At 62.2% G+C, this 24,487-nt stretch carries 19 protein-coding genes; 7 read left to right on the top strand and 12 right to left on the bottom strand.

Annotated features, from left to right (window positions below; all coding sequences use genetic code 11):
* Nucleotides 1-6: 6 nt before the first annotated feature.
* The 4 genes from secD to queA all read right to left on the bottom strand — a co-directional run bounded on the left by secD (nucleotide 7) and on the right by queA (nucleotide 4,590).
* Complete coding sequence (gene secD / locus G5134_RS07955) at nucleotides 7-1,860, bottom strand: protein translocase subunit SecD (protein ID WP_005299734.1); 1,854 nt, start codon at nucleotides 1,858-1,860, stop codon at nucleotides 7-9.
* A gap of 18 nt (nucleotides 1,861-1,878) precedes the next feature.
* Complete coding sequence (yajC, locus tag G5134_RS07960; protein WP_005299732.1) at nucleotides 1,879-2,214, bottom strand: preprotein translocase subunit YajC; 336 nt, start codon at nucleotides 2,212-2,214, stop codon at nucleotides 1,879-1,881.
* Between the two features lie 50 nt (nucleotides 2,215-2,264).
* Complete coding sequence (tgt, locus tag G5134_RS07965) at nucleotides 2,265-3,401, bottom strand: tRNA guanosine(34) transglycosylase Tgt (RefSeq protein ID WP_065018569.1); 1,137 nt, start codon at nucleotides 3,399-3,401, stop codon at nucleotides 2,265-2,267.
* Between the two features lie 121 nt (nucleotides 3,402-3,522).
* A complete protein-coding gene (gene queA, locus G5134_RS07970; protein ID WP_010634307.1) occupies nucleotides 3,523-4,590 on the bottom strand; it encodes a tRNA preQ1(34) S-adenosylmethionine ribosyltransferase-isomerase QueA in 1,068 nt (355 codons plus the stop codon).
* Between the two features lie 211 nt (nucleotides 4,591-4,801).
* Here queA and G5134_RS07975 point away from each other — a divergent pair, with 211 nt between their 5' ends.
* From G5134_RS07975 to ahpF, 3 genes are all read left to right on the top strand, one after another.
* Nucleotides 4,802-5,248 carry a CBS domain-containing protein gene (locus G5134_RS07975; protein ID WP_017765922.1) on the top strand — a complete coding sequence of 149 codons (447 nt, stop codon included), beginning with the start codon at nucleotides 4,802-4,804 and terminating at the stop codon, nucleotides 5,246-5,248.
* A 661-nt stretch (nucleotides 5,249-5,909) separates the two neighbouring features.
* Complete coding sequence (gene ahpC, locus G5134_RS07980; RefSeq protein WP_421231942.1) at nucleotides 5,910-6,476, top strand: alkyl hydroperoxide reductase subunit C; 567 nt, start codon at nucleotides 5,910-5,912, stop codon at nucleotides 6,474-6,476.
* 94 nt (nucleotides 6,477-6,570) lie between these two features.
* Nucleotides 6,571-8,157 (top strand): alkyl hydroperoxide reductase subunit F, encoded by a 1,587-nt coding sequence (gene ahpF, locus G5134_RS07985; protein WP_421231943.1) that lies wholly within the window; start codon nucleotides 6,571-6,573, stop codon nucleotides 8,155-8,157.
* Nucleotides 8,158-8,219: 62 nt separating this feature from the next.
* Here the strand turns inward: ahpF and G5134_RS07990 are convergent, their stop codons facing one another.
* Entirely contained in the window at nucleotides 8,220-9,512 is a 1,293-nt protein-coding gene (locus tag G5134_RS07990) for an MFS transporter (RefSeq protein ID WP_017786690.1), read from the bottom strand.
* 171 nt (nucleotides 9,513-9,683) lie between these two features.
* Here G5134_RS07990 and G5134_RS07995 point away from each other — a divergent pair, with 171 nt between their 5' ends.
* Both G5134_RS07995 and G5134_RS08000 read left to right on the top strand, forming a co-directional pair.
* Nucleotides 9,684-11,015, top strand: a complete 1,332-nt coding sequence (locus G5134_RS07995) for a GAF domain-containing sensor histidine kinase (RefSeq protein WP_054545107.1) — start codon at nucleotides 9,684-9,686, stop codon at nucleotides 11,013-11,015.
* A gap of 109 nt (nucleotides 11,016-11,124) precedes the next feature.
* Nucleotides 11,125-11,370, top strand: a complete 246-nt coding sequence (locus G5134_RS08000; protein WP_005299713.1) for a hypothetical protein — start codon at nucleotides 11,125-11,127, stop codon at nucleotides 11,368-11,370.
* Nucleotides 11,371-11,461: 91 nt separating this feature from the next.
* Here the strand turns inward: G5134_RS08000 and G5134_RS08005 are convergent, their stop codons facing one another.
* Nucleotides 11,462-12,211: a class I SAM-dependent methyltransferase gene (locus G5134_RS08005; protein ID WP_065018572.1), complete on the bottom strand. Its 750-nt coding sequence runs from the start codon at nucleotides 12,209-12,211 to the stop codon at nucleotides 11,462-11,464.
* Between the two features lie 459 nt (nucleotides 12,212-12,670).
* Between G5134_RS08005 and G5134_RS08010 the strand changes: the two genes are divergently transcribed.
* Both G5134_RS08010 and G5134_RS08015 read left to right on the top strand, forming a co-directional pair.
* Nucleotides 12,671-14,212 (top strand): arylsulfatase, encoded by a 1,542-nt coding sequence (locus G5134_RS08010; RefSeq protein WP_082970192.1) that lies wholly within the window; start codon nucleotides 12,671-12,673, stop codon nucleotides 14,210-14,212.
* A 112-nt stretch (nucleotides 14,213-14,324) separates the two neighbouring features.
* A complete protein-coding gene (locus G5134_RS08015) occupies nucleotides 14,325-15,623 on the top strand; it encodes an anaerobic sulfatase maturase (protein WP_421231944.1) in 1,299 nt (432 codons plus the stop codon).
* 269 nt (nucleotides 15,624-15,892) lie between these two features.
* Here the strand turns inward: G5134_RS08015 and gcvP are convergent, their stop codons facing one another.
* The 6 genes from gcvP to G5134_RS08045 all read right to left on the bottom strand — a co-directional run bounded on the left by gcvP (nucleotide 15,893) and on the right by G5134_RS08045 (nucleotide 24,319).
* Nucleotides 15,893-18,769 carry an aminomethyl-transferring glycine dehydrogenase gene (gene gcvP / locus G5134_RS08020; protein WP_206219853.1) on the bottom strand — a complete coding sequence of 959 codons (2,877 nt, stop codon included), beginning with the start codon at nucleotides 18,767-18,769 and terminating at the stop codon, nucleotides 15,893-15,895.
* Between the two features lie 253 nt (nucleotides 18,770-19,022).
* Nucleotides 19,023-19,412 (bottom strand): glycine cleavage system protein GcvH, encoded by a 390-nt coding sequence (gene gcvH, locus G5134_RS08025; protein ID WP_019840407.1) that lies wholly within the window; start codon nucleotides 19,410-19,412, stop codon nucleotides 19,023-19,025.
* Nucleotides 19,413-19,519: 107 nt separating this feature from the next.
* Nucleotides 19,520-20,617 (bottom strand): glycine cleavage system aminomethyltransferase GcvT, encoded by a 1,098-nt coding sequence (gcvT, locus tag G5134_RS08030; protein ID WP_017780058.1) that lies wholly within the window; start codon nucleotides 20,615-20,617, stop codon nucleotides 19,520-19,522.
* Nucleotides 20,618-21,026: 409 nt separating this feature from the next.
* Nucleotides 21,027-22,259 (bottom strand): FAD-dependent 2-octaprenylphenol hydroxylase, encoded by a 1,233-nt coding sequence (locus tag G5134_RS08035; protein ID WP_065018576.1) that lies wholly within the window; start codon nucleotides 22,257-22,259, stop codon nucleotides 21,027-21,029.
* An 89-nt stretch (nucleotides 22,260-22,348) separates the two neighbouring features.
* On the bottom strand, nucleotides 22,349-23,566 hold the full coding sequence (gene ubiH, locus G5134_RS08040; RefSeq protein WP_421231945.1) for a 2-octaprenyl-6-methoxyphenyl hydroxylase: 1,218 nt from the start codon (nucleotides 23,564-23,566) through the stop codon (nucleotides 22,349-22,351).
* A 183-nt stretch (nucleotides 23,567-23,749) separates the two neighbouring features.
* On the bottom strand, nucleotides 23,750-24,319 hold the full coding sequence (locus G5134_RS08045) for a UPF0149 family protein (RefSeq protein ID WP_421231946.1): 570 nt from the start codon (nucleotides 24,317-24,319) through the stop codon (nucleotides 23,750-23,752).
* Nucleotides 24,320-24,487 lie beyond the last annotated feature (168 nt).

The raw sequence follows: 24,487 nt of genomic DNA on the forward strand, positions 1-24,487 counted from the left end.
TCTTCCTTAGATCGGCAGCTTGTCGAGGCGCCGACCACCCCAGGCCAGGTTGATGATGGCGCGGGATACCGTGATGGCGGTAAACATGGACGCACTCAGACCAATCCCCAGCGTCAGGGCGAAGCCCTTGATGGCGCCGGTACCGATACCGAACAGGATCACACAGGTGATGAGCGAGGTGATGTTGGAGTCGGCGATGGTCGAGAATGCCCGATCAAAGCCCAGGTGGATCGCCTGCTGCACGCCGCGGCCGTTGCGGATCTCTTCACGAATGCGCTCGTAGATCAGCACGTTGGCGTCCACCGCCATGCCCAGCGTCAGCACGATACCGGCGATGCCCGGCAGGGTCATGGTGGCCCCCGGGATCATCGACATGATGCCGACGATCAGCACCAGGTTCATGGAGAGAGCAATGTTGGCCACCCAACCGAAGGCACGGTAGTAGATCCCCATGAACAGCACGATCACCAGCATGGCCCAGCCGATGGCTTCCATACCGCTGTCGATGTTCTGCTGACCCAGGCTCGGGCCAATGGTGCGCTCTTCCACGATCTGGATCGGGGCGATCAGCGCACCGGCACGCAGCAGCAGCGCCAGGTTGTGGGCTTCGTTGGCGTTGTCGATGCCGGTGATGCGGAACTGGCTGCCAAGGCGCGACTGGATGGTGGCGACGTTGATCACCTCCTCCTGCTTGCGGAACTTGCGCTTGCCGTCCGGACCCGGCTGACCGACCGGCTTGTATTCGATGAATACGGTGGCCATGCCCTTACCGACGTTGTCCTTGGTAAAGTTGGCCATCTTGTTGCCACCCTGGCCATCGAGCTTGATGTTGACCTGGGGACGGCTGTATTCGTCGAAACCGGACTGGGCACCCACGATGTGGTCACCGGTCAGGATGATGCGCTTTTGCAGCACCACCGGACGACCGTTGCGATCGTTGTAGACCTTGGAGCTCGGCGGTACGCGACCGTCGGCCGCAGCCTGGATGTCGGCGGTCTCATCGACCATGTGGAATTCCAGGGTCGCGGTCGCGCCCAGGATCTCCTTGGCACGGGCGGTGTCCTGAATACCAGGCAGTTCCACCACGATGCGCTCGGCACCCTGCTGTTGTACCAGCGGCTCGGCGACACCCAGTTCGTTCACCCGGTTGCGGATGATGGTGATGTTCTGCTCGAGGGCGTACTTCTTCACCTCCTTGACCTTGGCTTCACTTAAGGAGGCCAGCAGGACGAACTCGTCCCCCTTCTGCTCGGTGGTAAAGGTGAGATCCGGGTTCTGACGACGCAGGAAGGAGACCGCCTTGCTCTGATCGGCTTCGTCGCGGAAGACCACCTGCACCTGATCACCGACCCGGCGCACGCCGGAGTAACGGATCTTCTGGGTACGCAGCTCGGAGCGGAAATCCTGCACCATCTGCTCCTGCTGCTTGGCCAGCGCTTCGGCCATGTCCACTTCCATCAGGAAGTGTACGCCGCCACGCAGGTCCAGACCCAGCTTGAGCGGGTTGGCACCGATGGCTTCGAGCCAGGCAGGGGTGGAAGGCGCCAGGTTGAGTGCGGTAATGAAGTTGTCACCCAGCTTGTTGGCGACCAGATCGCGCGCCTTGAGCTGCTCTTCGGTGTTCTTGAAACGGATCAGAATGAAGCCGTGCTCGAACGCCGCATGCTTGACCGGGATCTTCGCCTCGTCGAGGGTCGCTTTCACCAGGTCAAGGGTATCAAGCTTGACTTCGGCACCCCGGCTGGCAGAGATCTGCAAGGCCGGGTCTTCGCCGTAAAGATTGGGGGCTGCATATAGAAAACCGATGGCGATCACCACGATCACCATCAGGTATTTCCACAGCGGATAGCGATTTAACACGCTGTGCTCCTCGGGAGATTAGAGGGACTGGATAGAACCCTTGGGCAGAACGGCAGAGACGAAATCACGCTTGATGGTGACCTGGGTCTGATCGTTCAGGGACAGCACAATGTATTCGCTGTCGGCGGAAACCTTGGCGATCTTGCCGACCAGGCCGCCGGAAGTGAGCACTTCGTCACCCTTGGAGAGGGAACTCATCAGGTTGCGGTGATCCTTGGCACGCTTGGCCTGGGGACGATAGATCATGAAGTAGAAGATGAGACCGAACACGGCCAGCATGATGATCATTTCCATGCCACCACCCTGTGCCGCCGGAGCCGCGCCTTCTGCATATGCCTTGGAGATAATGCTCATTTAACAACCTCTTATTGATGTAAATTTGATAACTAGCTTATAAATCGTTGTTATTTAACGTCATTTTCAGCTAACGGAGGCACGGGCTTCCCTTGCCGACGGTAAAACTCAGTTACAAAGTTGTCTAATTTACCCTGCTCGATCGCGTCCCGCAAACCCTGCATCACGCGCTGGTAATAACGCAGGTTGTGAATGGTGTTCAGACGGGCACCGAGGATCTCGTTGCACTTGTCCAGATGGTACAGATAACTGCGGGTGTAGTTCTTGCAGGTGTAGCAATCGCAATCGGCATCCAGGGTGCTGGTGTCCTCGCGATACTTGGCGTTGCGGATCTTGACCACCCCGTCGGTGGTGAACAGGTGACCGTTGCGGGCGTTGCGGGTCGGCATCACGCAGTCGAACATGTCGATACCGCGGCGCACCCCTTCTACCAGATCTTCCGGCTTGCCCACCCCCATCAGGTAGCGTGGCTTGTCGGCCGGAATTTTCGGGCAGACGTGCTCGAGGATGCGATGCATGTCCTCTTTGGGCTCACCCACCGCCAGACCGCCGACCGCGTAGCCGTCGAAGCCGATCTCCAAGAGACCGTCCAGCGACACATCCCGCAGATCTTCGTACACGGAGCCCTGGATGATGCCGAATAGGGCGTTCTTGTTGCCCAGTGCATCGAACTTGTCGCGCGAGCGCTTGCCCCAGCGCAGGGACATCTCCATGGACTTGCGCGCCTCTTCGTAAGTGGCCGGGTACGGCGTGCACTCGTCGAAGATCATCACGATGTCGGAGCCCAGATCGTACTGGATCTCCATGGATTTCTCGGGGTCGAGGAAGATCTTCTCGCCGTTGATGGGGTGACGGAAGTGCACCCCCGCCTCGGTGATCTTGCGGATGTGCCCCAGGCTGAACACCTGGAAACCGCCGGAGTCGGTCAGGATCGGGCCCTGCCAGTTCATGAAGTCATGCAGATCGCCGTGGGCGCGCATCACTTCCTGCCCCGGGCGCAGCCAGAGGTGGAAGGTGTTGCCAAGCAGGATCTGGGCACCGGTCTCGCGTACCTCTTCCGGGGTCATCCCCTTGACGGTGCCGTAGGTGCCGACCGGCATGAAGGCCGGGGTCTGCACGGTACCGCGCTCGAATACCAGCTGACCGCGACGGGCACGGCCGTCGGTGGTTTTCAGTTCAAATTTCATTGCTACCTCGGTTTCAGTCAGAGAAACAGTCTGACAAATAGTAGGGCCGCACCGGCCCGGTACAAGAAGCCGGCCGAGATCCTGACGATCAGGTCCTGAACGGCTTCTGAAGGGCAGCCGCTTAAGCCGCTGCCCGGCGACGGGTGACGAACATGGCGTCCCCGTAGCTGAAGAAACGATACTGCTCGGCCACGGCGGCCTGATAGGCGGCCATGACGTTGTCATAGCCGGCAAAGGCGCTGACCAGCATGATCAGGGTCGACTCGGGCAGATGGAAGTTGGTGACCATGGCATCGACCACCTGGAACTGGTAACCCGGGAAGATGAAGATGTCGGTGTCGCTGAAAAACGGCGCCAGCGGCTTGCCCTGGGCCAGGGTCACCTTGGCCGCACTCTCGAGCGAACGTACCGAGGTGGTCCCCACCGCAATCACCCGGCCGCCGCGGGCACGGGTCGCCGCGATGGCGTCCACCACCTCCTGCGGCACTTCGGCGTATTCCGAGTGCATGTGGTGATCTTCAATCTTGTCCACCCGCACCGGCTGGAAGGTGCCCGCCCCCACGTGCAGGGTGACGAAGGCCGTTTCCACGCCCTTGGCACGAATTTTCTCCAGCAGCGGCTCGTCGAAGTGCAGGCCGGCGGTCGGCGCCGCCACGGCACCCGGCTTCTGGTTGTAGACGGTCTGGTAGCGCTCCTTGTCGGCATCCTCGTCGGGACGATCGATATAGGGAGGCAGCGGCATGTGGCCGATGGCTTCCAGGATCTCCAGCACCGGGCGCGGGTCCAGGAAGTGGATCTCGAACAGGGCGTCGTGGCGGGCGCGCATCTCGGCCTCGACGGGCACGCCGTCGGCTCCGGCATCCAGGATCAGGCGGGTACCTGGCTTGGGGGACTTGGATGAGCGCACGTGAGCCAGCACGCTGTGCTCGTCCAGGATGCGCTCCACCAGCACCTCCAGCTTGCCGCCGCTGGCCTTCTGGCCAAACATGCGCGCAGGGATGACCCGGGTATTGTTGAACACCAGCAGATCACCGGGGTTGAGCTGGTCCAGCACATCGACAAATTGACCGTGGCGCAGGGCGCCGGTTTGACCGTCGAGCTGCAGCAGACGACTGGCGGTACGCTCCGCCATCGGATAGCGGGCAATCAGCTCGTCTGGGAGATCAAAATGAAAATCGGATACTTGCATCTTTCACCTCGGGGGAATCGGCGGCTAGTCTAGTTATCCCCCTCTTGCAAGGCAACCCAAAAGACCAAAAACCCAAGAGAGACAAGGGATAGCGAGCAATTATGTGAAGCAGGGCCAGTTAAGAAACCTTTAAGGTTTTGTATTGACCCTGATCATGTTTTGCCGAAGGGGGCTGGGCTAGGGTGAAAGCAGATACACAAGGAGGCCCACCATGATGACCCTATCCGAGATCATGACTGAACACCCCTTCACCCTGGGTCCGGAAAACAGCGTCAAACAGGCGATGGACCTGATGCAGCAGGAGCGGATCCGCCATATTCCCATCGTTGACGACCACCATCATCTGCTGGGCTTGGTCACCCTCTCCGATATCCTGGCCACCCGCGAATCCAAGCTGCTGCTGATCAATCCGGAGCGGGAGGCGGAGTTCACCGACAGCGTGCAGCTCGACGAGATCATGACCCGCCAGGTGGCGAGCGTGGATCCCCATGCCGGCATCAAGGAGGCGGCCCTCTATCTGCAGCGCCACAAATATGGCTGCCTGCCGGTACTCAAAGGGCACAAGCTGGTAGGCATAGTCACCGAGTCGGACTTCATTGCCGTGGCCATCAATCTGCTGGAGCTGATGGAAGAGCAGGAGCCATCTGATGACTTTTGATCTGCGAAACCTGTAATTAAATTACAATAAAAGCGTTTTCAGCCTTAATTATCGGCATAAATGGTGAAACACTTTCATTTTGACTGAAAAATTACACCACCAGCTTGCTTTGTGATCTGCATCACACTATCATGACCGCCATGCAATAGTTGCCGAGGGGGAGACGAGGGATTGTGCACCCATCCTCTTCCTCTCATTTGTCTGCAAGTTTGCACACCCCGTAGTTAGTCTTTGCTGTAAAGCTTTTGTTTATATAGCCATTCCTTGTTTGATGACCCGGCCTTGTCCTTGCGACGACGCCGGGATTTTTTTATCCGCGTTTTACCCCTCCCCTTCACCTGGCACGCTCGCGCTGCCCGTTCGCTCCCCCCCGACGCCCCTCTGCGCCATGACTTGACGGCCCTCTCCCCTCTCCCCTTGAAAAGCCGAGGTCGCGCACAGATGTTGAATCTCGACAAGGAGTTATCTCTGCATGCTGGCGATATTCATGTTAGGTACAGCAGAGGTGGTTTATCTAATAAGTCGATTTAAGTGATTCAAAATTGCGGCTTTGACCGATTAGGAAAAGCCCCTATGATGACTCCATCGAAAGTTAAACGCCTCGTCTGGCACGACTCTTCACTACCGGACGGGCACATGTACATCACCAAGGAGCAAATACATGTCTACCTACATCAACACTGAAATCAAGCCGTTCAACGCCACCGCCTACCACAATGGCAAATTCGTTCAGGTGTCTGACGCTGACCTGAAAGGCAAGTGGTCCGTGGTGTTCTTCTACCCGGCTGATTTCACCTTCGTCTGCCCGACCGAGCTGGGCGACCTGGCTGACAACTACGCCGAATTCCAGAAGCTGGGCGTCGAGATCTACGCCGTCTCCACCGACACCCACTTCACCCACAAGGCCTGGCACGACACTTCTGACACCATCCAGAAGATCCAGTACCCGATGATCGGCGACCCCACCGGCACCATCACCCGCAGCTTCGGCGTGATGATCGAAGAAGCCGGTCTGGCTGACCGCGGTACCTTCGTCATCGACCCGCAGGGCATCATCCAGATCGTTGAAATCAACGCTGGCGGCATCGGCCGTGACGCTCTGGAGCTGCTGCGCAAGGTCAAGGCTGCCCAGTACGTTGCCGCTCACCCGGGTGAAGTGTGCCCGGCCAAGTGGAAAGAAGGCGACGCCACCCTGGCCCCGTCCCTGGATCTGGTAGGCAAAATCTAAGCCTCCCCGCTCTGAAGACCGGCCCACTCAAGGGCCGGTCTGCTTTCTGGCCTGACAAAACGCCGACCCGCATTCAACAAGAAGGAATTCGACCATGTTAGATACCAACCTCAAACAACAACTCAACGGTTACTTGCAGTACATCGTCAATCCCATCGAGATCAGCGTGTCCGGCAACGACAGCGACAAATCCGCCGAACTGCTGGCATTGGCCAGCGAGATCGCCGAGATGTCCCCCAAAATTACCCAGACCTCTGGCACCAATGCCCGCAAGCCTTCCATGAGCGTCGCGCCGAAGGGCCAAGCCCCGCGCGTTCATTTTGCCGGCATCCCCATGGGTCATGAATTTACCTCGCTGGTGCTTGCCCTGCTGCAAAGCGGCGGTCACCCCTCCAAGGCCGATGCGGCCGTGCAGGAGCAGATCCGCAACCTCAAGGGCGAGTTCCACTTCGAGACTTATATTTCGCTCTCTTGCCACAACTGCCCGGACGTGGTGCAGGCGCTCAACCTGATGGCGACCCTGAACCCCGGCATCACCCACACCATGATCGACGGCGCCCTGTTCCAGGACGAGGTCAACGAGCGTCAGATCATGGCAGTACCGAACGTCTACCTGAACGGTCAGCCGTTCAGCCAGGGCCGCATTTCGCTGGAAGAGATCGTCGCCAAGCTCGACACCGGCGCCGCCGAACGCAAGGCGCAAGAGCTGAGCGAAAAGGCCCCCTACGACGTACTAGTCGTCGGTGGTGGCCCGGCTGGCGCTGCCGCCGCCATCTATGCCGCCCGCAAAGGCATTCGCACCGCCATCGTTGCCGAGCGTTTCGGTGGCCAGGTGATGGACACCGTCGGCATCGAGAACTTCATCTCCGTGCCCTATACCGAAGGCCCCAAGCTGGCCGCGAGCCTGGAGCAGCACGTCAAGCAGTACGGCGTGGAAGTGATCACCGAGCAGCGCGCCGCCGCCATCAGCCGTGATGGCTACGTCAACGTGGATCTCGCCTCTGGCGCCATCTTGAAGAGCCGCGCCGTGATCCTGGCGACCGGTGCCCGCTGGCGCGATCTGAACGTGCCGGGCGAGCTCGAGTACCGCACCAAGGGCGTGGCTTACTGCCCGCACTGTGACGGCCCCTTCTTCAAGGGCAAGCGAGTGGCGGTGATCGGTGGCGGCAACTCCGGCATCGAGGCGGCCATCGACTTGGCCGGCATCGTCGAGCACGTCACCGTAGTGGAGTTCGCCGATACCCTGCGTGCCGACGAGGTGCTGCAGAAGAAGGCCCGCTCCATGGGCAACATCGACATCATCATGAGTGCCCGCACCACCGAGGTGATCGGTGATGGCAGCAAGGTGGTGGGCATGGATTACGAAGATCGCACCACAGGCGAGATCAAGCACCTGGCGGTGGCCGGCATCTTCGTCCAGATCGGTCTGGTGCCAAACACCGAGTTCCTGAAAGGGAGCGAAGTGGCCCTGACCCGCTTCGGCGAAATAGAGATCGACACCAAGGGCGCCACCTCCCTGCCCGGCGTCTACGCCGCAGGGGATGCCACCACAGTGCCGTTCAAGCAGATCATCATCTCCATGGGCGCCGGGGCGACCGCCGCGCTGGGGGCGTTTGATTACCTCATTCGCAACCCGGCGCCAGAAGCTGCTGCGACCAAGGCCGACGCCGTCACCGCCTGATAGCGACCAGATGGACAAAAAGCCGACTCACAGAGTCGGCTTTTTTATTGGTGCGAAAAGGCTCAGCCGGCTTTCGACGGTTGGACCTCATCCGGCTCGGGCGTGGCATAGCTGGCGGGCACCGCCTCCCCGTCCAGATCCGTTCTCGGCTCCAGCTCCGCCGTCATGGGGGTATTGGGCGGCACCGGGATGAAGACCTGGTGATCGGCCAGCGGAATGGGGGCCCGTTGCCGCTTGCGCCAGCCGAGATAGCCTGCCAGCAGCAGACCGCAGAGGGCAAAATAGACGAACAGCCCCTCTGGCCCGAACTGCGCCATGACAAACGGCGCCAGCAGCGGCCCGGTCATGGCCCCCAGGCTGTAGGCGAGCAGCAGCCCCTGATTGGCCCCCAGCACCTGATCCGGGCGCAGCTCGTCGCATGCGTGGCTGAGGCTCAGGGGATAGATGGAGAACGCCATCCCCCCCAGCAGAAACACCAGGCCCCCCTCGGCGGGGCCGCGCCAGGCATCCGGCAGCAGCACCATCAACAGGGCCAGCAGCGCCAAAACGGCGCCGAGCAGCAGGATCACTCCCCGCCTGTCGTAGCGATCGGAGAGGCGACCGATGGGGTACTGCAGGCACATGCCCCCCAGGATCACCAGCGCCATCATGTCCGCCACCTGGGAGAGGGACGAGCCGCTGTCGGTGAAATAGAGCGGCAACAGGCCATAGATGGCCCCCAGCACCAGACCGGAGGTAAAGCTGCTGCCCATCCCCGCCGGAGTGAGCCGCACCAGCTCCAAGACGCCGACCGGCTGGGGCGCCACCATGGCCGGGGTCGCCACCCGGGAGATAGCCAGCGGGATCACCGACAGGGTCGCCGCCATGGCGCACAGGGCGAACGGGGTCAGCACCATGGGATCCACCCACTTGAGCAGCAGCTGTCCCAACGCCAGGGAGCCGTAGAGCAGGATCATGTAGAGGGACATCAGCCGGCCCCGGTTGGCCGGGGTGCTGGAGACCAGCATCCAGGACTCCAGCACCACGAACAGGCCGCCGGTGGCAAAGCCACCCACCAGCCGCAGCGCCGCCCAGCTGAGCGGCTCCACCACCATGCCGTGCAGCAGAAACAGAAAGCAGAGCAGGGAGGCATAGGCCGCATAGGCCCGGATGTGGCCCACCCGGATGATGAGGCGGGCGTTGACGAAGGCCCCCAGCACCAGACCGCCGAAATAGGCGGCCGAGACCAGGCCGATGGCCTGGGCCGATACCTGCTCGGCAGAGAGGCGCACCGTCAGCAGGGTGTTGAACATGCCGTGACCCAGAATGAAGATCACCAGACTGGTCAGGGGTGAGAGGAACCTTGCGAGTGTCATGGGGTCTCCCTGATTGGCGCAATTGTGAGCAAAACAGTCATGGTACCGTTTGCTTCCCGCTCGCTTCAACCCCGCGGGATCAGTCAACGCATGACACGCAGGGCACGCGCCGGACAACTAGAATGGGAATACAGTCCATTCACCCCAGCCCCAGCAAACAGGAACGCCTTCATGTCCGCGAGCCTATCCAAATACCCGATCGCCCCCGAGTTCGAGATCCCGGACTCCCTGCGTCTCTCCTGGCAGAAGACCGTCAACCTGATGGCTGAGCTGTTTCACGTGCCGGCCGGGCTCATCATGCGGGTACACCCTCGCGAGATAGAAGTGTTCATCACCAGCCAGACGCCGGACAACTGCTATCCGGCCGGGGCCCGTGAGCACCTCGACTCCGGCCTCTATTGCGAACGGGTCATGGATACCCGCCAGGAGCTCCTGGTGCCCAATGCCCTCAAGGATCCCGAATGGCAGCACAATCCGGACATCAAAGTCGGCATGATCTCCTATTGCGGTCTGCCGCTCTGCTGGCCCGATGGCAGACTCTTCGGCACCATCTGCGTGCTGAGCCGGGAGGAGAACGACTACGGCGGCCTCTACCGGCAACTGCTCCTGCAGTTTCGTGATTCGGTGCAGCAGGGCATGCACACCCTCTACGACAATATTCGTCTGCAGGAGACGCAAGAAGAGCTCGAGCAGCACAAGTCGCAGTTGACCCACACCCTCGACAGTCTGAAAAAAACCCAGGAGGAGCTCATCCACACCGAAACCCTGGCGGCGCTGGGGGCCATGGTGGCCGGCATCTCCCATGAGCTGAACACCCCCATCGGCAACGCCCTGATCGCCACCACGGCCCTGCAGGAGCAAACCCGGCAGCTGGCCGCCCAGCTGGGGGCTCAGACTATCCGTCGCACCACGCTGGAGGAGTTTGTGCACGCCAGCCAGGAGATGAGCGAGCTGGCCCTGCAGGCCATCACCCAGTCGGCCAAGCTGATCAGCAGCTTCAAGCAGGTGGCCATCGAGCAGACCTCGGAGAGCCGGCGCAGCTTCGATCTCAGGCGCCTCATCGACGACAACCTGACCAACCTCAAGGCCGGCCCCGGGTTTGAGCAGGTCGTGCTGCACAATCTCATCGACGAGGAGCTGCTCTGCGACAGCTACCCGGGCCCCCTCAGCCAGGTGCTGCTCAACCTGATCCACAACGCCCTCCTCCATGGCATCGGGGATCGCCAGGATGGACGCATCGAGATCCGGGCCCATCAGGACCAACAATCCATCCACCTGGAGGTGCTGGACAACGGTCGCGGCATGGCGCCCAACGTACTGGCCCACATCTTCGATCCCTTCTTTACCACCACCTTGGGCAAGGGGGGCTCCGGACTGGGGCTCTCCATCTGCCGCCGCATCGCCACCTCGGTGCTGGGTGGCGGCCTGACGGCTCGCTCGGCGCCGGGCAAAGGCAGCTGCTTTACCCTCTCCTTTCCCCGCATCGCCCCTGGCCGCGTCTGAGAGGCAGAACTCAGCCCCTCTCGCCGAGTGAATCGAGTTGCGATGCCGGCCAACACAAGGGCGGCGGTGAGGTCTATCCTTGCAGATGTCCACCAGTGAGGTAATCAAGATGAAACCAGCCCTGTTTCTGTTAACCCTGCTCTTTACCGGCAGCGTGCTCGCCTTTCACTGTCCCGCCGACATGAAGAAGATTGACGATGCCCTGGCCAAGTCCCCGCCGCTGAGCACCGAGCAACTGGCACAGGTGAAGAAACTGCGTGCCGAAGGCGAAGCACTGCACAATGCGGGCAAGCATCAGGAATCCGTCGATACCCTGGCCAAGGCGATGGCCATGCTGGGCCTGAACAAGGGTTAGCCCGGCGGCAACCCACTGGCAGCGAGCCGATTGCACTGCCCCCTTGCGGCCCCTCGTCCCCGATGCGAGGGGCCGCTTTTATCTGACCCGGCTACACACGACCGCTGTAGAGCAGGGTGTTGTAGTTGAAGGCAATCACACCGTTGACGGCGTGGCGCTCAAATTCCCGGGCAATCAGCGCCGTCAACTCGGTATGGGCCTGCGAACCGGCCACCGGGGCATAGGAGGAGGAGTTTAGCCGCCCCAGCACCCCGTCGAGATCGAACAGCTGACGGTTGGCGAAGCGCTCGAGCCGGTAATCTCCCTCGAAGAAGGCGGCAAAATCCACCTCCCCCAGGTTGCGATGATTGACCTCCTCATAGTCCCCCGAATAGGTGCGCAGCCCCGCCTCGTAGGCCTTGAGAAACGGGGTGTCAGTCAGCCTGTCGTTCCAGATAAGGGCCACTTTGCCACCTGGCTTTAGCAGCCGCCGACACTCCTGCTTGAAGGCAGGACGATCGAACCAGTGAAACGCCTGGGCCACCGTGATGAGATCCACACAGCCATCCGGCAGACCGGTGACCTCGGCCCGGCCGTCAGACCAGCCGACATTGGCAACCCCGGCCAGCAACTGCTGCGCCGCCTCGCGCATCTCCTGATTCGGCTCCACTGCCCAGACCCGCGCCACCCGAGGGGCCAGCAGCGCCGTCAGGATGCCGGTGCCCGCTCCTATGTCGGCCACCTGGCTAGCGGGTCCCATGGCCAGCTCATCGGCCAGAAAGTCCAGCATGGCCGGCGGGTAGCCGGGGCGGTATTTCACATAAGCCTCAACGCGAGCTGAAAATCGTTCGGTATTGTCCATTCCTCTCTCCTGCCATGTCGCCACCTGATGGCGCTGCTCGCCAGCGCCTCCATACCGATGCACCTCGTGGTCATCCGGTCGCCGCGCGGGCACAGACCCACGCGCCCCCCCTCCTTCTGAGCGGGTGGCACATCATCGACCTGACCAGATTGACCTGTCATTGCACCGGAATAAAGAGGCCTCTCACCCTTTCCCTGTCACGCACTGTTCGATCGCGCAGGTCTGCTCGGCGACATGAGATCGCCATCACACTCTGCACACGGCACAACTGACATTCAGGTTATTAGTTGACGGTTAAGTAATAAGCTGGGGGCTTGCCGCGTCATTCTTCGCATGAGGCCCCCGGGCTCAACGGGCCGCCGTGTCATGAATGCTCAAGTCGTTCGGCCAACGAGGTTTTTTTCTGAGCCTACACGGAGCGAAAAGATGCAACTAGGGAAAATATCGGCGGCGGTGAGCATGATCCTCTCTGCCGGCGTCATGGCAAAAACGGATAAACCGAACATAGTGGTCATCTTCGGTGACGACATCGGCTGGCAGAACGTCAGCGCCTATGGCATGGGCACCATGGGTTACACCACCCCCAACATCGACCGGATCGCCAAGGAGGGGATCAAGTTCACCGATCACTACGCCCAGCCGAGTTCGACGGCGGGCCGCGCCGCCTTCCTGACCGGCCAGTACCCCATTCGTTCCGGCATGACGACGGTGGCCATGCCAGGTGGCGTCCTGGGCCTGAAGAAAGAGTCCCCGTCTCTGGCCGAAGTGCTCAAAGCCGTCGGCTACAAGACCGGCCAGTTCGGCAAGAACCACCTGGGGGATCACAACTTTGCCCTGCCGACCGTCCACGGCTTCGACGAATTCTTCGGCAACCTCTATCACCTCAATACCCAGGAAGAACACGAGCAACGGGATTACCAGAATTTTGCCAAGCAGTATTCAGGCTCGCTCGAGGCGTACAGCAAGAAGTTCGGTACCCGCGGCGTCCTGCACTGCTATGCCACCGAGACCGAAGACAAGACGGTTGACCCGCGTTTCGGCGAAGTCGGCAAACAGAAGTGCACCGATACCGGCCCGCTGGGTCAGGAGCGGATGAAGGAGTTCGACCGCGCCGAGATGATCCCGGCCGCCCTCAAGTTCATCGACGGCTCGATCAAGGAAGACAAGCCCTTCTTCACCTGGGTCAATACCAGCCGCATGCACCTCTATACCCGTCTCAACGACAAGTGGCGCTACGCAGCCGAGCAGTACACCAGCGAATACGACTACCATGGCAGCGGCATGATGCAGCACGACAGCGACATCGGCTATCTGCTCGACGAGCTGGAAAAACGGGGGCTGAAAGAGAATACCATCGTCATCTATACCACCGACAACGGTCCGGAACACTCCTCCTGGCCTTATGGCGCCACCACGCCGTTTCGCGGCGAGAAGATGACCACCTATGAAGGGGGCGTCCGGGTGCCCATGATGGCGCGCTGGCCGGCCCAGATCCCGGCGGGTGGCGTGCTCAACGGCATCCAGGGTCACCAGGATCTCTTCACCACCCTGGCGGCGGCAGCGGGTGTCCCCGACGTCAACAAGAAGATGATGGACGAGAAGAAGCAGTACATAGATGGCGTCAACAACCTCGCCTACTGGGAAGGCAAGAGCAAGGAGTCGGCTCGCGACTCCATCTTCTACTACTTCGAGGACAAGCTCTCGGCGGTGCGGGTAGGCCCCTGGAAGTTCCACTTCGCGGTGGCCGAAAACTACTATGACAACCTTACCCCGCTCACCAAACCCAAGCTCTACAACCTGAGAGCCGATCCGTTCGAGAGTTACGACTCCGTCGATGCCAACGGCCACCTGCTGCAGAAGATGTCCTGGTTGCTGGCACCGGTCAGCGAGATGGTGAACCAGCATGTCAACACCCTGGTCCAGTATCCGCCGGTTCAGGGGGGCACCACCTTCGACATGGCCAAGATGATCCAGGAAGCCATGCAGAAAACCCAGCAGTAAGCGACACGGCGGAGGGTTATCCCTCCGCCACCTTCTTCATGCGGCAGAGCTGGGCACCTCGTCAGGCACCCACCCCGGACCGACCTCGCCCGCCGCCACCAGCAGAGTAACGATGAACAAGATCCGGACCCGTGACACCACGCACCTGGACGTCACCCCGCTCAAAACCGCCAGCCGTGACAGCAGCGGCGCCTATGCCCGCCGCTTCCACGTCATGGCCAAACCGGGGGGCTCCAAGTGCAACATCGATTGCCAATATTGCTTCTACCTGCACAAGGAAGACCTGCTCCATCAACCGAGACAACCCAGGATGGATGAAGAGACGCTGGAGACCTTCATCCGCAGCTACATAGAGGGACAGGATGGCGACGAGATCGTCTTCTCTTGGCAGGGCGGTGAACCGACCCTGCTCGGCATCGACTACTTTCGCCGGATAGTGGCGCTGCAGCAACAGCATTGCCCGCCCGGGGTCAGCATCCGCAACGACCTGCAGACCAACGGCATCCTGCTCAATGACGAGTGGTGCCGGTTTCTCAAGGAGCACGGCTTTCTGGTCGGCCTCTCCATCGACGGGCCCCGCGCACTGCACGACAAATACCGGGTGACCCGCAGCGGCAAACCCACCTTCGATCTGGTGATGGCGGCGGCCGCGCTGCTGCGCCAGCATCAGGTTCCCTTCAATGCCCTGACCGTCATCAACCGGCACAATGCAAAATATCCCCTCGAGGTGTATCGCTTTCTGACCCGGGAGCTGGGGGCCAGCTACATCCAGTTCACCCCCTGCGTCGAGGCCAGCGACTTCAAACGCACGGCCCCGCAATTCTGGAACGACAGCATGCTGCCCCTGGTCGGCAGTGAGCTGAGCAAACACGGCCACCCCATGTCGATCGTCACGGACTGGTCGGTGGATCCCGATGACTGGGGCACCTTTCTGGCAACCGTGTTCGAGGAGTGGGTCAACAACGACCTAGGGCGCGTGCTGGTCAATCTGTTCGAAACCGCCGTGGCCCAGACCATGGGATACCCCTCCCAGCTCTGCGTCACCGCCGAGTTTTGCGGCAAGGCGCTGGCCATCGAGCACGATGGCAGCGTCTTCTCCTGCGATCACTTCGTCTATCCGGAGTACCGGCTGGGGGATATCAAACAGCGCCCCTTGAGCCACATGGCCTTCTCCACCCGCCAGGAGGCCTTTGGCATGTCCAAGCGGGACAGCCTGCCCGAATATTGCCGCCAATGCCCCTACCTGACGCTCTGCTGGGGCGAATGCCCCAAGAATCGCCTGATCAGGGCACCGGATGGCGAGCTTGGCCTGAACTACCTCTGCCCCGGGATCAAGCACTTCTTCGACTACGCCGCCCCCATACTGGCAGGCATAGCCCAGGTGTTGACAACGCAGCAGCAGGGCAGATAAGCCGGCAGGCCCCAACCAGAGCGGCCTCGGCGACAGCGAGGGTGGCCCGGCCCCCTTGGCCAGCTAGCCGAACTGCCCGCCCGGCACAGCCAGCCGGCCCTGGTTCCGGGTCTGCCAAATGCCCATAAAAAAATCCGAAACCCGCCAACGGGTTTCGGATTTTGACACCTTGATAGCTCTGCTCAGCCCTGATTGCCCGACCAGGCCCTGCCGATGCAAGGCCTTTTTTACCAAGTCATTGTTTACCAGGTCACGCTGAGCACCTGCGCTTACTTGGCGTAGTCCTCGGTCGGGATGCAGGAGCAGAACAGGTTGCGATCACCGTAGACGTCGTCGATGCGGTTGACCGACGGCCACAGCTTGGCGGCACGCACAGCGTCTGACGGGAACACCGCCTCGGCGCGGCTGTAGCCACGATTCCACTCACCGTCCATCACGTCATCCTGGGTATGGGGGGCATGCACCAGCGGGTTGTCGGTGAGGCTCCAGTGGCCGTCCTGCACCTTGGCGATCTCGGCACGGATGGCGGTCATCGCCTCGACGAAGCGGTCCAGTTCGCGCTTGGATTCCGACTCGGTCGGCTCGACCATCAGGGTGCCCGCTACCGGGAAGCTCATGGTCGGCGCGTGGAAGCCGTAGTCCATCAGGCGCTTGGCCACGTCCATCTCGCTGATGCCGGAGGCCTCTTTGAGCGGGCGGATATCCAGGATGCACTCGTGAGCCACCCGACCGTTGCGCCCGGAGTAGAGCACGGGGAAGGATTCACCCAGCTTCTTGGCCAGGTAGTTGGCGTTGAGGATGGCCACCTGGGTGGATTTCTTCAGCCCCTCGTCTCCCAACATGGCGATGTACATCCAGCTGATGGGCAGGATGCTGGCCGAGCCGAACGGTGCCGCCGACACGGCGCCGTTGTTGCGGCTCTCCTTGTCGGTCTTGACCACGGCGTGACCGGCCACGAAGGGGGCCAGGTGTTTCTTCACGCCGATGGGGCCCATGCCCGGGCCGCCACCGCCATGAGGAATGGCGAAGGTCTTGTGCAGGTTGAGGTGGGAAACGTCCGCCCCGATAAAGCCCGGCGCCGTCAGCCCGACTTGCGCGTTCATGTTGGCGCCGTCCAGATAGACCTGACCACCGTGCTGGTGAACGATGTCGCACACCTCCTTGATGGTCTCCTCGTACACCCCGTGGGTGGAGGGATAGGTCACCATCAGACAGGAGAGCTGATCACCCGCCTCGGCGGCCTTGGCGCGCAGATCGTCCAGATCCACGTTACCCGACTTGTCACAGGCGGTGACGATGACCCGCAGGCCCGCCATCTGGGCGGAAGCCGGGTTGGTGCCGTGCGCAGACGCCGGGATCAGGCAGATGTCGCGATGCCCCTCGCCGCGGGACTCGTGGTACTTCTTGATGGCGAGCAGGCCGGCGTATTCGCCCTGGGCGCCGGAGTTGGGCTGCATGCAGACCGCATCGTAACCGGTCACCTTCACCAGCCAGTTTTCGAGGTCGGCCAGCAGCAACTGATAACCCTTGGCCTGGGCCAGCGGGGCGAACGGGTGCAGCTTGCCAAACTCGGGCCAGGTCACCGGGATCATCTCGGCGGTGGCATTGAGCTTCATGGTGCAGGAGCCGAGCGAAATCATGGCGTAGTTGAGGGCCAGATCTTTGGCTTCGAGACGGTGGATGTAGCGCAGCATCTCGGTCTCGGAGTGGTACTTGTTGAACACCTCGTGGGTCAGCACGGCGTCGGTGCGCAGCAGATCCTGCGGGATGGCGTGATGGGCCTGGGCCGCCTTGTCGAGGGCCTCGATGTCCAGACCGTGCCCTGTGCCCAGGAACAGTTCAAACAGCTCGGCCACATCGCCACGGGTGGTGGTCTCGGAGAGGGAGACACCCACGGCGCCATCCAGATCGGCGCGCAGGTTGATGCCGAGCCCCTCGGCCTTGGCGATCAGCGCAGCCTTCTCGGCGGTCTGTACGGTCAGGGTATCAAACCAGCTGGCGTGCTTGAGGGCCACGCCCTTGGCCTTCAGACCGAGCGCCAGAATGGTGGTCAGACGGTGCACGCGGGAGGCGATGGTCTTCAGCCCCACCGGGCCGTGGTAGACGGCGTAGAAGCTCGCCATGTTGGCCAGCAGCACCTGGGCAGTACAGATGTTGGAGTTGGCCTTCTCGCGGCGGATATGCTGCTCGCGGGTCTGCATCGCCATGCGCAGGGCGGCCTTGCCGCGGGCATCCTTGGAGACGCCGATGATGCGGCCCGGCATGGAGCGTTTGTAGGCATCACGGGTGGCGAAGAAGGCGGCGTGGGGGCCACCGTAGCCCATGGGCACGCCAAAGCGCTGGGCCGAACCCAGCACCACGTCGGCACCCAGCTCACCCGGGGACTTGAGCAGCAGGAGCGACAAGATGTCGGCGCTGACGCATGCCAGCCCTTTCTGGGCCTGCACCGCGGCGATAAGCGCCCGCAGATCTTTCACTTCCCCCGTGGTGGTGGGGTACTGGAACAGGGCACCGAACACCTCTTCGGCGCAGGCCTGCTCGGCCGGGCCGACTGCCACGTCAAAGCCGAAGTGGACCGCCCGCTCCTTGACCACGTCGATCACCTGGGGGTGCACGTCGTCGGCCACGAAGAAGAGGTGGGACTTGGACTTGGCCATCCGCTTGGCCAGCGCCATCGCCTCGGCGGCGGCGGTCGCCTCATCCAGCAGGGAGGCGCTGGCCAGATCCATGCCGGTGAGATCCAGGGTCAGCTGCTGGAAGTTGAGCAGGGCTTCGAGACGGCCCTGTGCCAGCTCCGGCTGGTACGGGGTGTAGGCGGTGTACCAGCCCGGATTTTCCAGCACATTGCGCAGGATGACGTGGGGCACGTGGGTGTCGTGATAGCCCATGCCGATGTAGCTCTTGGCCACCTTGTTCTGGGCGGCATAGCCCTTGAGCTTGGCCAGCGCTTCCACTTCAGTCATGGAGGCACCGATGCCGAGCGGGCCCGGCCGGCGAATGGCGGCGGGGACCGTCTGCTCAATCAGATCGTCCAGGCTCTCGGCGCCCACCACGGCCAGCAGGGCGCGCAGATCTTCCTCACCCGGCCCGATGTGACGGCGGATGAAATCGGTTTTTTGCTCGAGTTCAAACAGTGACTGGGTCATTTCCCTATTCCTGATAAAAAGTCCTGATAACTAAGTGCCTGACAGCCGGCCTCGGCCGGCTTCACTCATGTTCGGCTGGCAGGGTGGCCCCTGCCGGCACCGGATGTCGCTCATAGCGACAGGGGGTCGTCTTGCGGCTGTCCGGTTTGCCGTGGGCAAACCGGGACGGACGACTTCACCCTCGCCGGCCGGCCTCCTGGCCGACGGGCATGCATACAAACGGGCCCTGCGCGATTGGCAGGGCCCGGGGGCATTACTCTTCGTCCACCACGTTCTGGTAGCCTTCGGCATCCAGCAGGTTGGCGAGCTCGCCCGCGTCATCCAGCTTGATGCGGAACAGCCAGCCGGCACCGTAGGGGTCGGAGTTGACCAGCTCGGGGCTGCCTTCCAGCTCTTCGTTGACGGCCAGGATCTCGCCGCTCACCGGGCTGTAGATGTCAGAGGCGGCTTTGACCGACTCGGCCACGGCGCAGTCATCACCGGCACTAACCTGCTTGCCCACTTCCGGCAGATCGACGAACACCATGTCACCCAGCAGCTCCTGGGCGTGCTCGGTGATACCGACCACGGCCTCGCCGTTGGCTTCGACACGGATCCACTCGTGGGAGGTGGCATATTTCAGTTCGCTCGGGATATGGCTCATTTGTGCTTCCTTTATTCACTTGGATCACTTGTCCCCGGCGCGTTCGACAGACATTGCCGGGGCAAGGGGGTCTGGCAAAGGGCAGCCCCTTCGCCGCAATGGGGTCGTTACACCAGCTTCTGGCCGTTGCGCACGAAAGCCGGCTTGGTCACTTTCACGGTGACCAGCTTCTTGCGGATCTCCACCGAGGCCTGCTCGCCGATATCACGGGGCACCCGCGCCAGGGCAATACTGTAGCCCAGAGTGGGCGAGAAAGAGCCGGAGGTGATCACACCTTCCCGCTCTTCTCCAGCGGCGGTGGTGAAGGTGACCGGCATGCCGCTGCGCAGCACGCCCTTCTCTTCCATCACCAGGCCCACCAGTTTGGGCTGGCTGCCGGCGGCTTTCTGGGCTTCCAGCGCGGCGCGGCCGATGAACTGGCGATCGCTCGGTTCCCAGGCGATGGTCCAGGCCATGTTGGCGGCCAGCGGAGAGATGGTTTCGTCCATGTCCTGGCCGTAGAGGTTCATGCCGGCCTCGAGGCGCAGGGTGTCACGGGCACCCAGGCCGCAAGGGGCCACGCCGTTGTCCAGCAGCGCCTGCCACAGATCGCACGCCTGCTCTTGCGGCACCACGATCTCGTAGCCGTCTTCACCTGTGTAGCCGGTGGTGGCGATGAAGAGCTCGCCGGCCTGCACACCGAAGAAGGGCTTCATGCCTTCCACTGCGGCATTTTGCTCGGCGCTGAACACCTTGGCCGCCTTGGCCTTGGCGTTGGGCCCCTGCACCGCGATCATGGCGAGCTCTGGGCGCTCGGTCACGGTCACCCCAAAGTCCTGGGCATGGTGGCGGATCCAGGCCAGATCCTTCTCGCGGGTGGCGGAGTTGACCACCAGGCGGTAGAAGGTCTCGCCAAGGTAATAGGTGATGAGGTCGTCGATGACGCCGCCTTCCGGGGTCAGCATGCCGCTGTAGAGGGCCTTGCCGAAGAGGGTGAGCTTGGCCACGTCGTTGGCCAGCAGGTGTTGCAGGAAGGCTTTGACCCGCTCGCCGGTCAAATCGACGATGGTCATGTGGGAGACGTCGAACATGCCGGCATCGGTGCGCACCTGATGGTGCTCTTCCAGCTGTGAGCCGTAGTTGATGGGCATTTCCCAACCGTGAAAGTCCACCATCTTGGCGCCGGCTTCCAGGTGCTTGGGATGCAGTACTGTAGTCTGGATCATCGCTGTGTTTCCTTAAGCGTTCGCGACAACACTCACGATCCGCCCCGCCCGGCCGCCCTCCGGCGGTTCACCGGGGTCGCAGCAAGAGCAGAGAGTGCCTGAGTCTGTGCTCGTTCCGGCCCGCAAGGCCGGAGTGATTCCTTGAACGCAGCGGATTATATGCCAAGCGGACGCGCATGCCGCTCAAAAAAAACTAATCCACCGCCAGTCAACAGACTCCAGACACTAAGGTAAAAACAGTGATAAAAACAGACCAAACTCGGTAATGACGATATTAAATTTCGATTTTTACCGTTTCGTCACAATTTGGAGAAAAACGTTTCGCTGCCAGCCCAGATTAAAGGCTGATGCCCAAACCGGGTCATCAGCCTCCTCACATTAGTTTTGTTGTGAAAACACCCGAGTATTATTAGATTTTTTCACCCTTGGCCAGCGCGGGCAGCTCTCCTTCCAGCCCCATGGCGGCCCTGATCACACTTTGCTTGAGCGGCGTCAACAGGTCGAAGGCGCACAGGCCCGCCCCGCGCACCAGCTTCTTAAGCGGGTTGGCACCGGCAAACAGCCGCTTGAGCCCCTCCATCGCCGCCAGCATGCTGGCCGCCTCGCTCTTGCGCCAGCGCTCGTAGCCGCGCAGGTTGGCGAGCAGACCGATATCCTTGCCCGCCGCCTGATTGCGCAGGATCTGCTCGGCCAGGGCGGCGGCGTCCAGCAGCCCCAGGTTGACCCCCTGCCCCGCCAGCGGGTGTATGGTGTGAGCGGCATCCCCCACCAGCACCAGCCGTTCGCGGGCAAAGTCACGGGCATAGCGGGCGGTGAGCGGGATGGCGCTACGCGCCCCTTCCACCTGGCACAGGCCGAGGCGGCCGTCGAACGCGGTGGTGAGCTGGCGGTTGAACTGCTCGTCGTCGCACTGACAGAGCGCCTCGGCACGAGCGGCCGGCAGCGACCAGACGATGGAGCAGAGATCCGGTTGCCACAGGGGCAGGAAGGCGAGCGGCCCCTCGGGGGTGAAGATCTGACGCGCCACCGCCTCGTGGGGCTCGGCACAACGCACCGTCGCCACCAGGGCATGGTGGCCGTAATCCCAGCTGGTGAGCGGAATGTCGGCCTGCCGACGGACCCAGGAGTGGGCGCCATCGGCCGCCACTACCAGTTTGGCCGACAGCGCGCGGCCATCTTCCAGCAGCAGCAGGGAGCCCGCCTCGCCGCTTTGCAGGCTGCTCGCCCGGGCCGGGCTCAGCAGCTGGATGTTGTTGGCCCCTTTACTGTCATCGAGAATCGCCTCCAGCAATGCCAGCTGGATGACCCGGTTCTCGACGATGTGGCCGAGCTCGGGCTGACGCAGGCTGGCAGCATCGAAGGCGATCCGGCCAAAGCTGTCCTGCTCCCACACCTCCATCTGCACGTAGGGCTGCAGGCGGCGGGCCTCAATACCGCGCCAGGCGCCCACCTGCTGCAGGATGCGCTGGCTGGCCAGACTCAGGGCGCTGACCCGGTTGTCCGGCGCTTCGTCAAGCGCGGGGGCCGGCAACTGGCCCTCGACTACGGCCACCTTGAGCGCACTCCCCTTGAGCGCAGCGGCGAGCCCCAGGCCCACCATGCCGCCCCCCACAATCACCACATCCACGTTTTGCATCTGCATCGTTTTATGTCCTTTCAGGGCTGATCGCCGGGATCAGCGAGGGCACGCCCGCAGGCAGACCCCCTTCAATACGCAAGCTGTGACCCGTCTCAGGGGCGGCACAGGTCGGCAACAAAGCCCAGGGTGCGGGAGGCCAGCGGCGCCTTGAGGCAGTCCAGCCGCCCCATCAGGGAGAGCGCCAGGTTGCGGCCCGCCACCAGCGGGTCGTGATCATTGGAGAAGAGCTGGGCCAGCGAGGAGGTAAGCCAGACCGTCTGCGCCTGATCCCCCTTGCGCTGCTGCCAGTAACCGTTTAGCACCTTGAAGCTGCCGATATCCTCCCCCGCCGCCAGGGCCTGACCGACGGCGCGGGTGAGCAGGTCCAGATCGCGCATGCCGAGGTTGAAGCCCTGGCCGGCGATGGGGTGCAGCAGATGGGCGGCGTTGCCCACCAGCACTGTGCGCTGGGCCAGCGGGTAGTCAGCCACCGTCAGCACCAGCGGATAGACGTGGCGCTGGCCGGTTTGCAGGAAGCGACCGAGGCGCCAGCCGAAGGCCTGCTGCAGGCGGGCCAGAAAGGTGGCGTCATCGAGCGCCATCAAGGCCGGCACCTCATCCCGCGCCACGCTCCAGACCAGGGAGGAGAGCCCCCCCTGCATCGGCAGCAACGCCAGCGGCCCCCCTTGGGTGAAACGCTCGAATGCCTGGCCGGCCGGGTCCTCGGCCGTCTTGACGGTGGCGATGATGGCGCTCTGGCCGTAGTCGTGGCGGCTCACCGCCAGCTTGCACTGCTGGCGCACGAAGGAGTTGCCGCCATCGGCCGCCACCAGCAGACGGGTCTGATAACGCTCGCCACTGGCCAAGATCAAGTTCACCCCCTCCGTCAGCGGCTCCACGTGTTCCAGCTGGGCCGGACACAGCATGCGGATCTGCGGGCAGGCAGCAATCGCCTGTTGCAACTCGATGCCCGCCGCCGACAGCTCGATCACCTGGCCGAGAGCAGACAGGCCATACTCGGCGGCCGTCAATCCGGCCTGGCCGAAGTGGCCCCGATCCGACACATGAATGCGGGTGATGGGGCTGCAATGGGGGGCAAAACGGGGCCAGAGCCCGTGCCGGGCCAGCGCCTCGCAGGTGCCGGCGGAGAGCGCGATGGCGCGGGCATCGAAGCCGGGGTGTGCATTGAGCTCGGGGGCGCTCGCCTCCAGCAGCAGGATCTGCAGGGGCTTGGGCCCTGGCAGGGCCGCGAGGGAGAGCGCCAGCACGGCGCCGCTCATTCCACCACCGACGATGGCCACATCGACGTGGTTCAGATCAGATTGAGACATGAGATCAGGGGAAAAGCTGAAAACGTGGGGTCATGCTAACACAAAGCGTGGGGTCGGGATGCGAAGCCACGGGCAAAAAAGCGCAGTCCCTGTCGTTACTTGCCTCATCACGGCCGGCCGGCGCGGGTAACATCCAGATGTAAAAAGAGCGCCACCAGGCGCTCTTTTTCGAACTTGCTCGACTCAGTGCAGGGTCGGCGGGGTGCTCGGGGCATCCAGCCGCTTGCCAAACTCCTCGAACGCCATCATGACCCCGAGGCGCACGTGCTCGTAGAGCACCAGGAAGGAGGCTTCGTTCTCTTCATCTTCCTGATCGAACTCGGCGGAGACCTGGGTGATGCTGGCGATGTCCTGGATCATCTCCTGCAGCTCTTCGGAGGCCTTGGAGAGCTCCTGTTGCACCACGCCGAAACCGGCCAGAAAGGCCTGGGACCAGTCCACCAGCGAATCGATGCGCTCATCGAGGGGCGCTTCGTCGCTTGGCAGCAGCAGCTCGACCCCTTTCTGAGCCATCAGGCTCTCGATGACCTCATGATAGAGATCGGTCATCACCTGGCGCACCGGGGCCGGCAGACCGAAACCGTCGTTGACCAGATCGTTGAAATGGGGCAGCCAGCTCTTGTCGTCCAGGGCCACACCACCGCACACCAGACCGCAGATCACGCCATGGGCCTCTACAGCCGTTGCCATCAGCTCGTGCTGTTCCATCAGGTCGGCCACGGCCGCGTATTTCAGGGGGTTCGTTTTGCTCATCGAAGATCCGCTCAAAGTTCAGGCAAATATGCAGAATTAATGGTCAGGATCCTAGCATTCTCCCCCTTCCAGAGCCAGCAAGGCCTTGAAACTTCTGCATCTGCGCTATATAGTCCCGCCCAGTTGTCCACGTGGATAAAGGCGGAATGACACTCCGCCGTATTGAGG

The organism is Aeromonas sp. 600276 (assembly GCF_049175815.1).
In the GTDB taxonomy this organism is placed as follows: Bacteria; Pseudomonadota; Gammaproteobacteria; order Enterobacterales; family Aeromonadaceae; genus Aeromonas; species Aeromonas dhakensis.

What these genes read in the sequence shown, in the direction of transcription:
- yajC (WP_005299732.1), bottom strand. Translation starts at nt 2,214, where the DNA reads ATGAGCATTATCTCCAAGGCATATGCAGAAGGCGCGGCTCCGGCGGCA.
- tgt (WP_065018569.1), bottom strand. Translation starts at nt 3,401, where the DNA reads ATGAAATTTGAACTGAAAACCACCGACGGCCGTGCCCGTCGCGGTCAG.
- queA (WP_010634307.1), bottom strand. Translation starts at nt 4,590, where the DNA reads ATGCAAGTATCCGATTTTCATTTTGATCTCCCAGACGAGCTGATTGCC.
- G5134_RS07975 (WP_017765922.1), top strand. Translation starts at nt 4,802, where the DNA reads ATGATGACCCTATCCGAGATCATGACTGAACACCCCTTCACCCTGGGT.
- ahpC (WP_421231942.1), top strand. Translation starts at nt 5,910, where the DNA reads ATGTCTACCTACATCAACACTGAAATCAAGCCGTTCAACGCCACCGCC.
- ahpF (WP_421231943.1), top strand. Translation starts at nt 6,571, where the DNA reads ATGTTAGATACCAACCTCAAACAACAACTCAACGGTTACTTGCAGTAC.
- G5134_RS07990 (WP_017786690.1), bottom strand. Translation starts at nt 9,512, where the DNA reads ATGACACTCGCAAGGTTCCTCTCACCCCTGACCAGTCTGGTGATCTTC.
- G5134_RS07995 (WP_054545107.1), top strand. Translation starts at nt 9,684, where the DNA reads ATGTCCGCGAGCCTATCCAAATACCCGATCGCCCCCGAGTTCGAGATC.
- G5134_RS08000 (WP_005299713.1), top strand. Translation starts at nt 11,125, where the DNA reads ATGAAACCAGCCCTGTTTCTGTTAACCCTGCTCTTTACCGGCAGCGTG.
- G5134_RS08005 (WP_065018572.1), bottom strand. Translation starts at nt 12,211, where the DNA reads ATGGACAATACCGAACGATTTTCAGCTCGCGTTGAGGCTTATGTGAAA.
- G5134_RS08010 (WP_082970192.1), top strand. Translation starts at nt 12,671, where the DNA reads ATGATCCTCTCTGCCGGCGTCATGGCAAAAACGGATAAACCGAACATA.
- G5134_RS08015 (WP_421231944.1), top strand. Translation starts at nt 14,325, where the DNA reads ATGAACAAGATCCGGACCCGTGACACCACGCACCTGGACGTCACCCCG.
- gcvP (WP_206219853.1), bottom strand. Translation starts at nt 18,769, where the DNA reads ATGACCCAGTCACTGTTTGAACTCGAGCAAAAAACCGATTTCATCCGC.
- gcvH (WP_019840407.1), bottom strand. Translation starts at nt 19,412, where the DNA reads ATGAGCCATATCCCGAGCGAACTGAAATATGCCACCTCCCACGAGTGG.
- gcvT (WP_017780058.1), bottom strand. Translation starts at nt 20,617, where the DNA reads ATGATCCAGACTACAGTACTGCATCCCAAGCACCTGGAAGCCGGCGCC.
- G5134_RS08035 (WP_065018576.1), bottom strand. Translation starts at nt 22,259, where the DNA reads ATGCAGATGCAAAACGTGGATGTGGTGATTGTGGGGGGCGGCATGGTG.
- ubiH (WP_421231945.1), bottom strand. Translation starts at nt 23,566, where the DNA reads ATGTCTCAATCTGATCTGAACCACGTCGATGTGGCCATCGTCGGTGGT.
- G5134_RS08045 (WP_421231946.1), bottom strand. Translation starts at nt 24,319, where the DNA reads ATGAGCAAAACGAACCCCCTGAAATACGCGGCCGTGGCCGACCTGATG.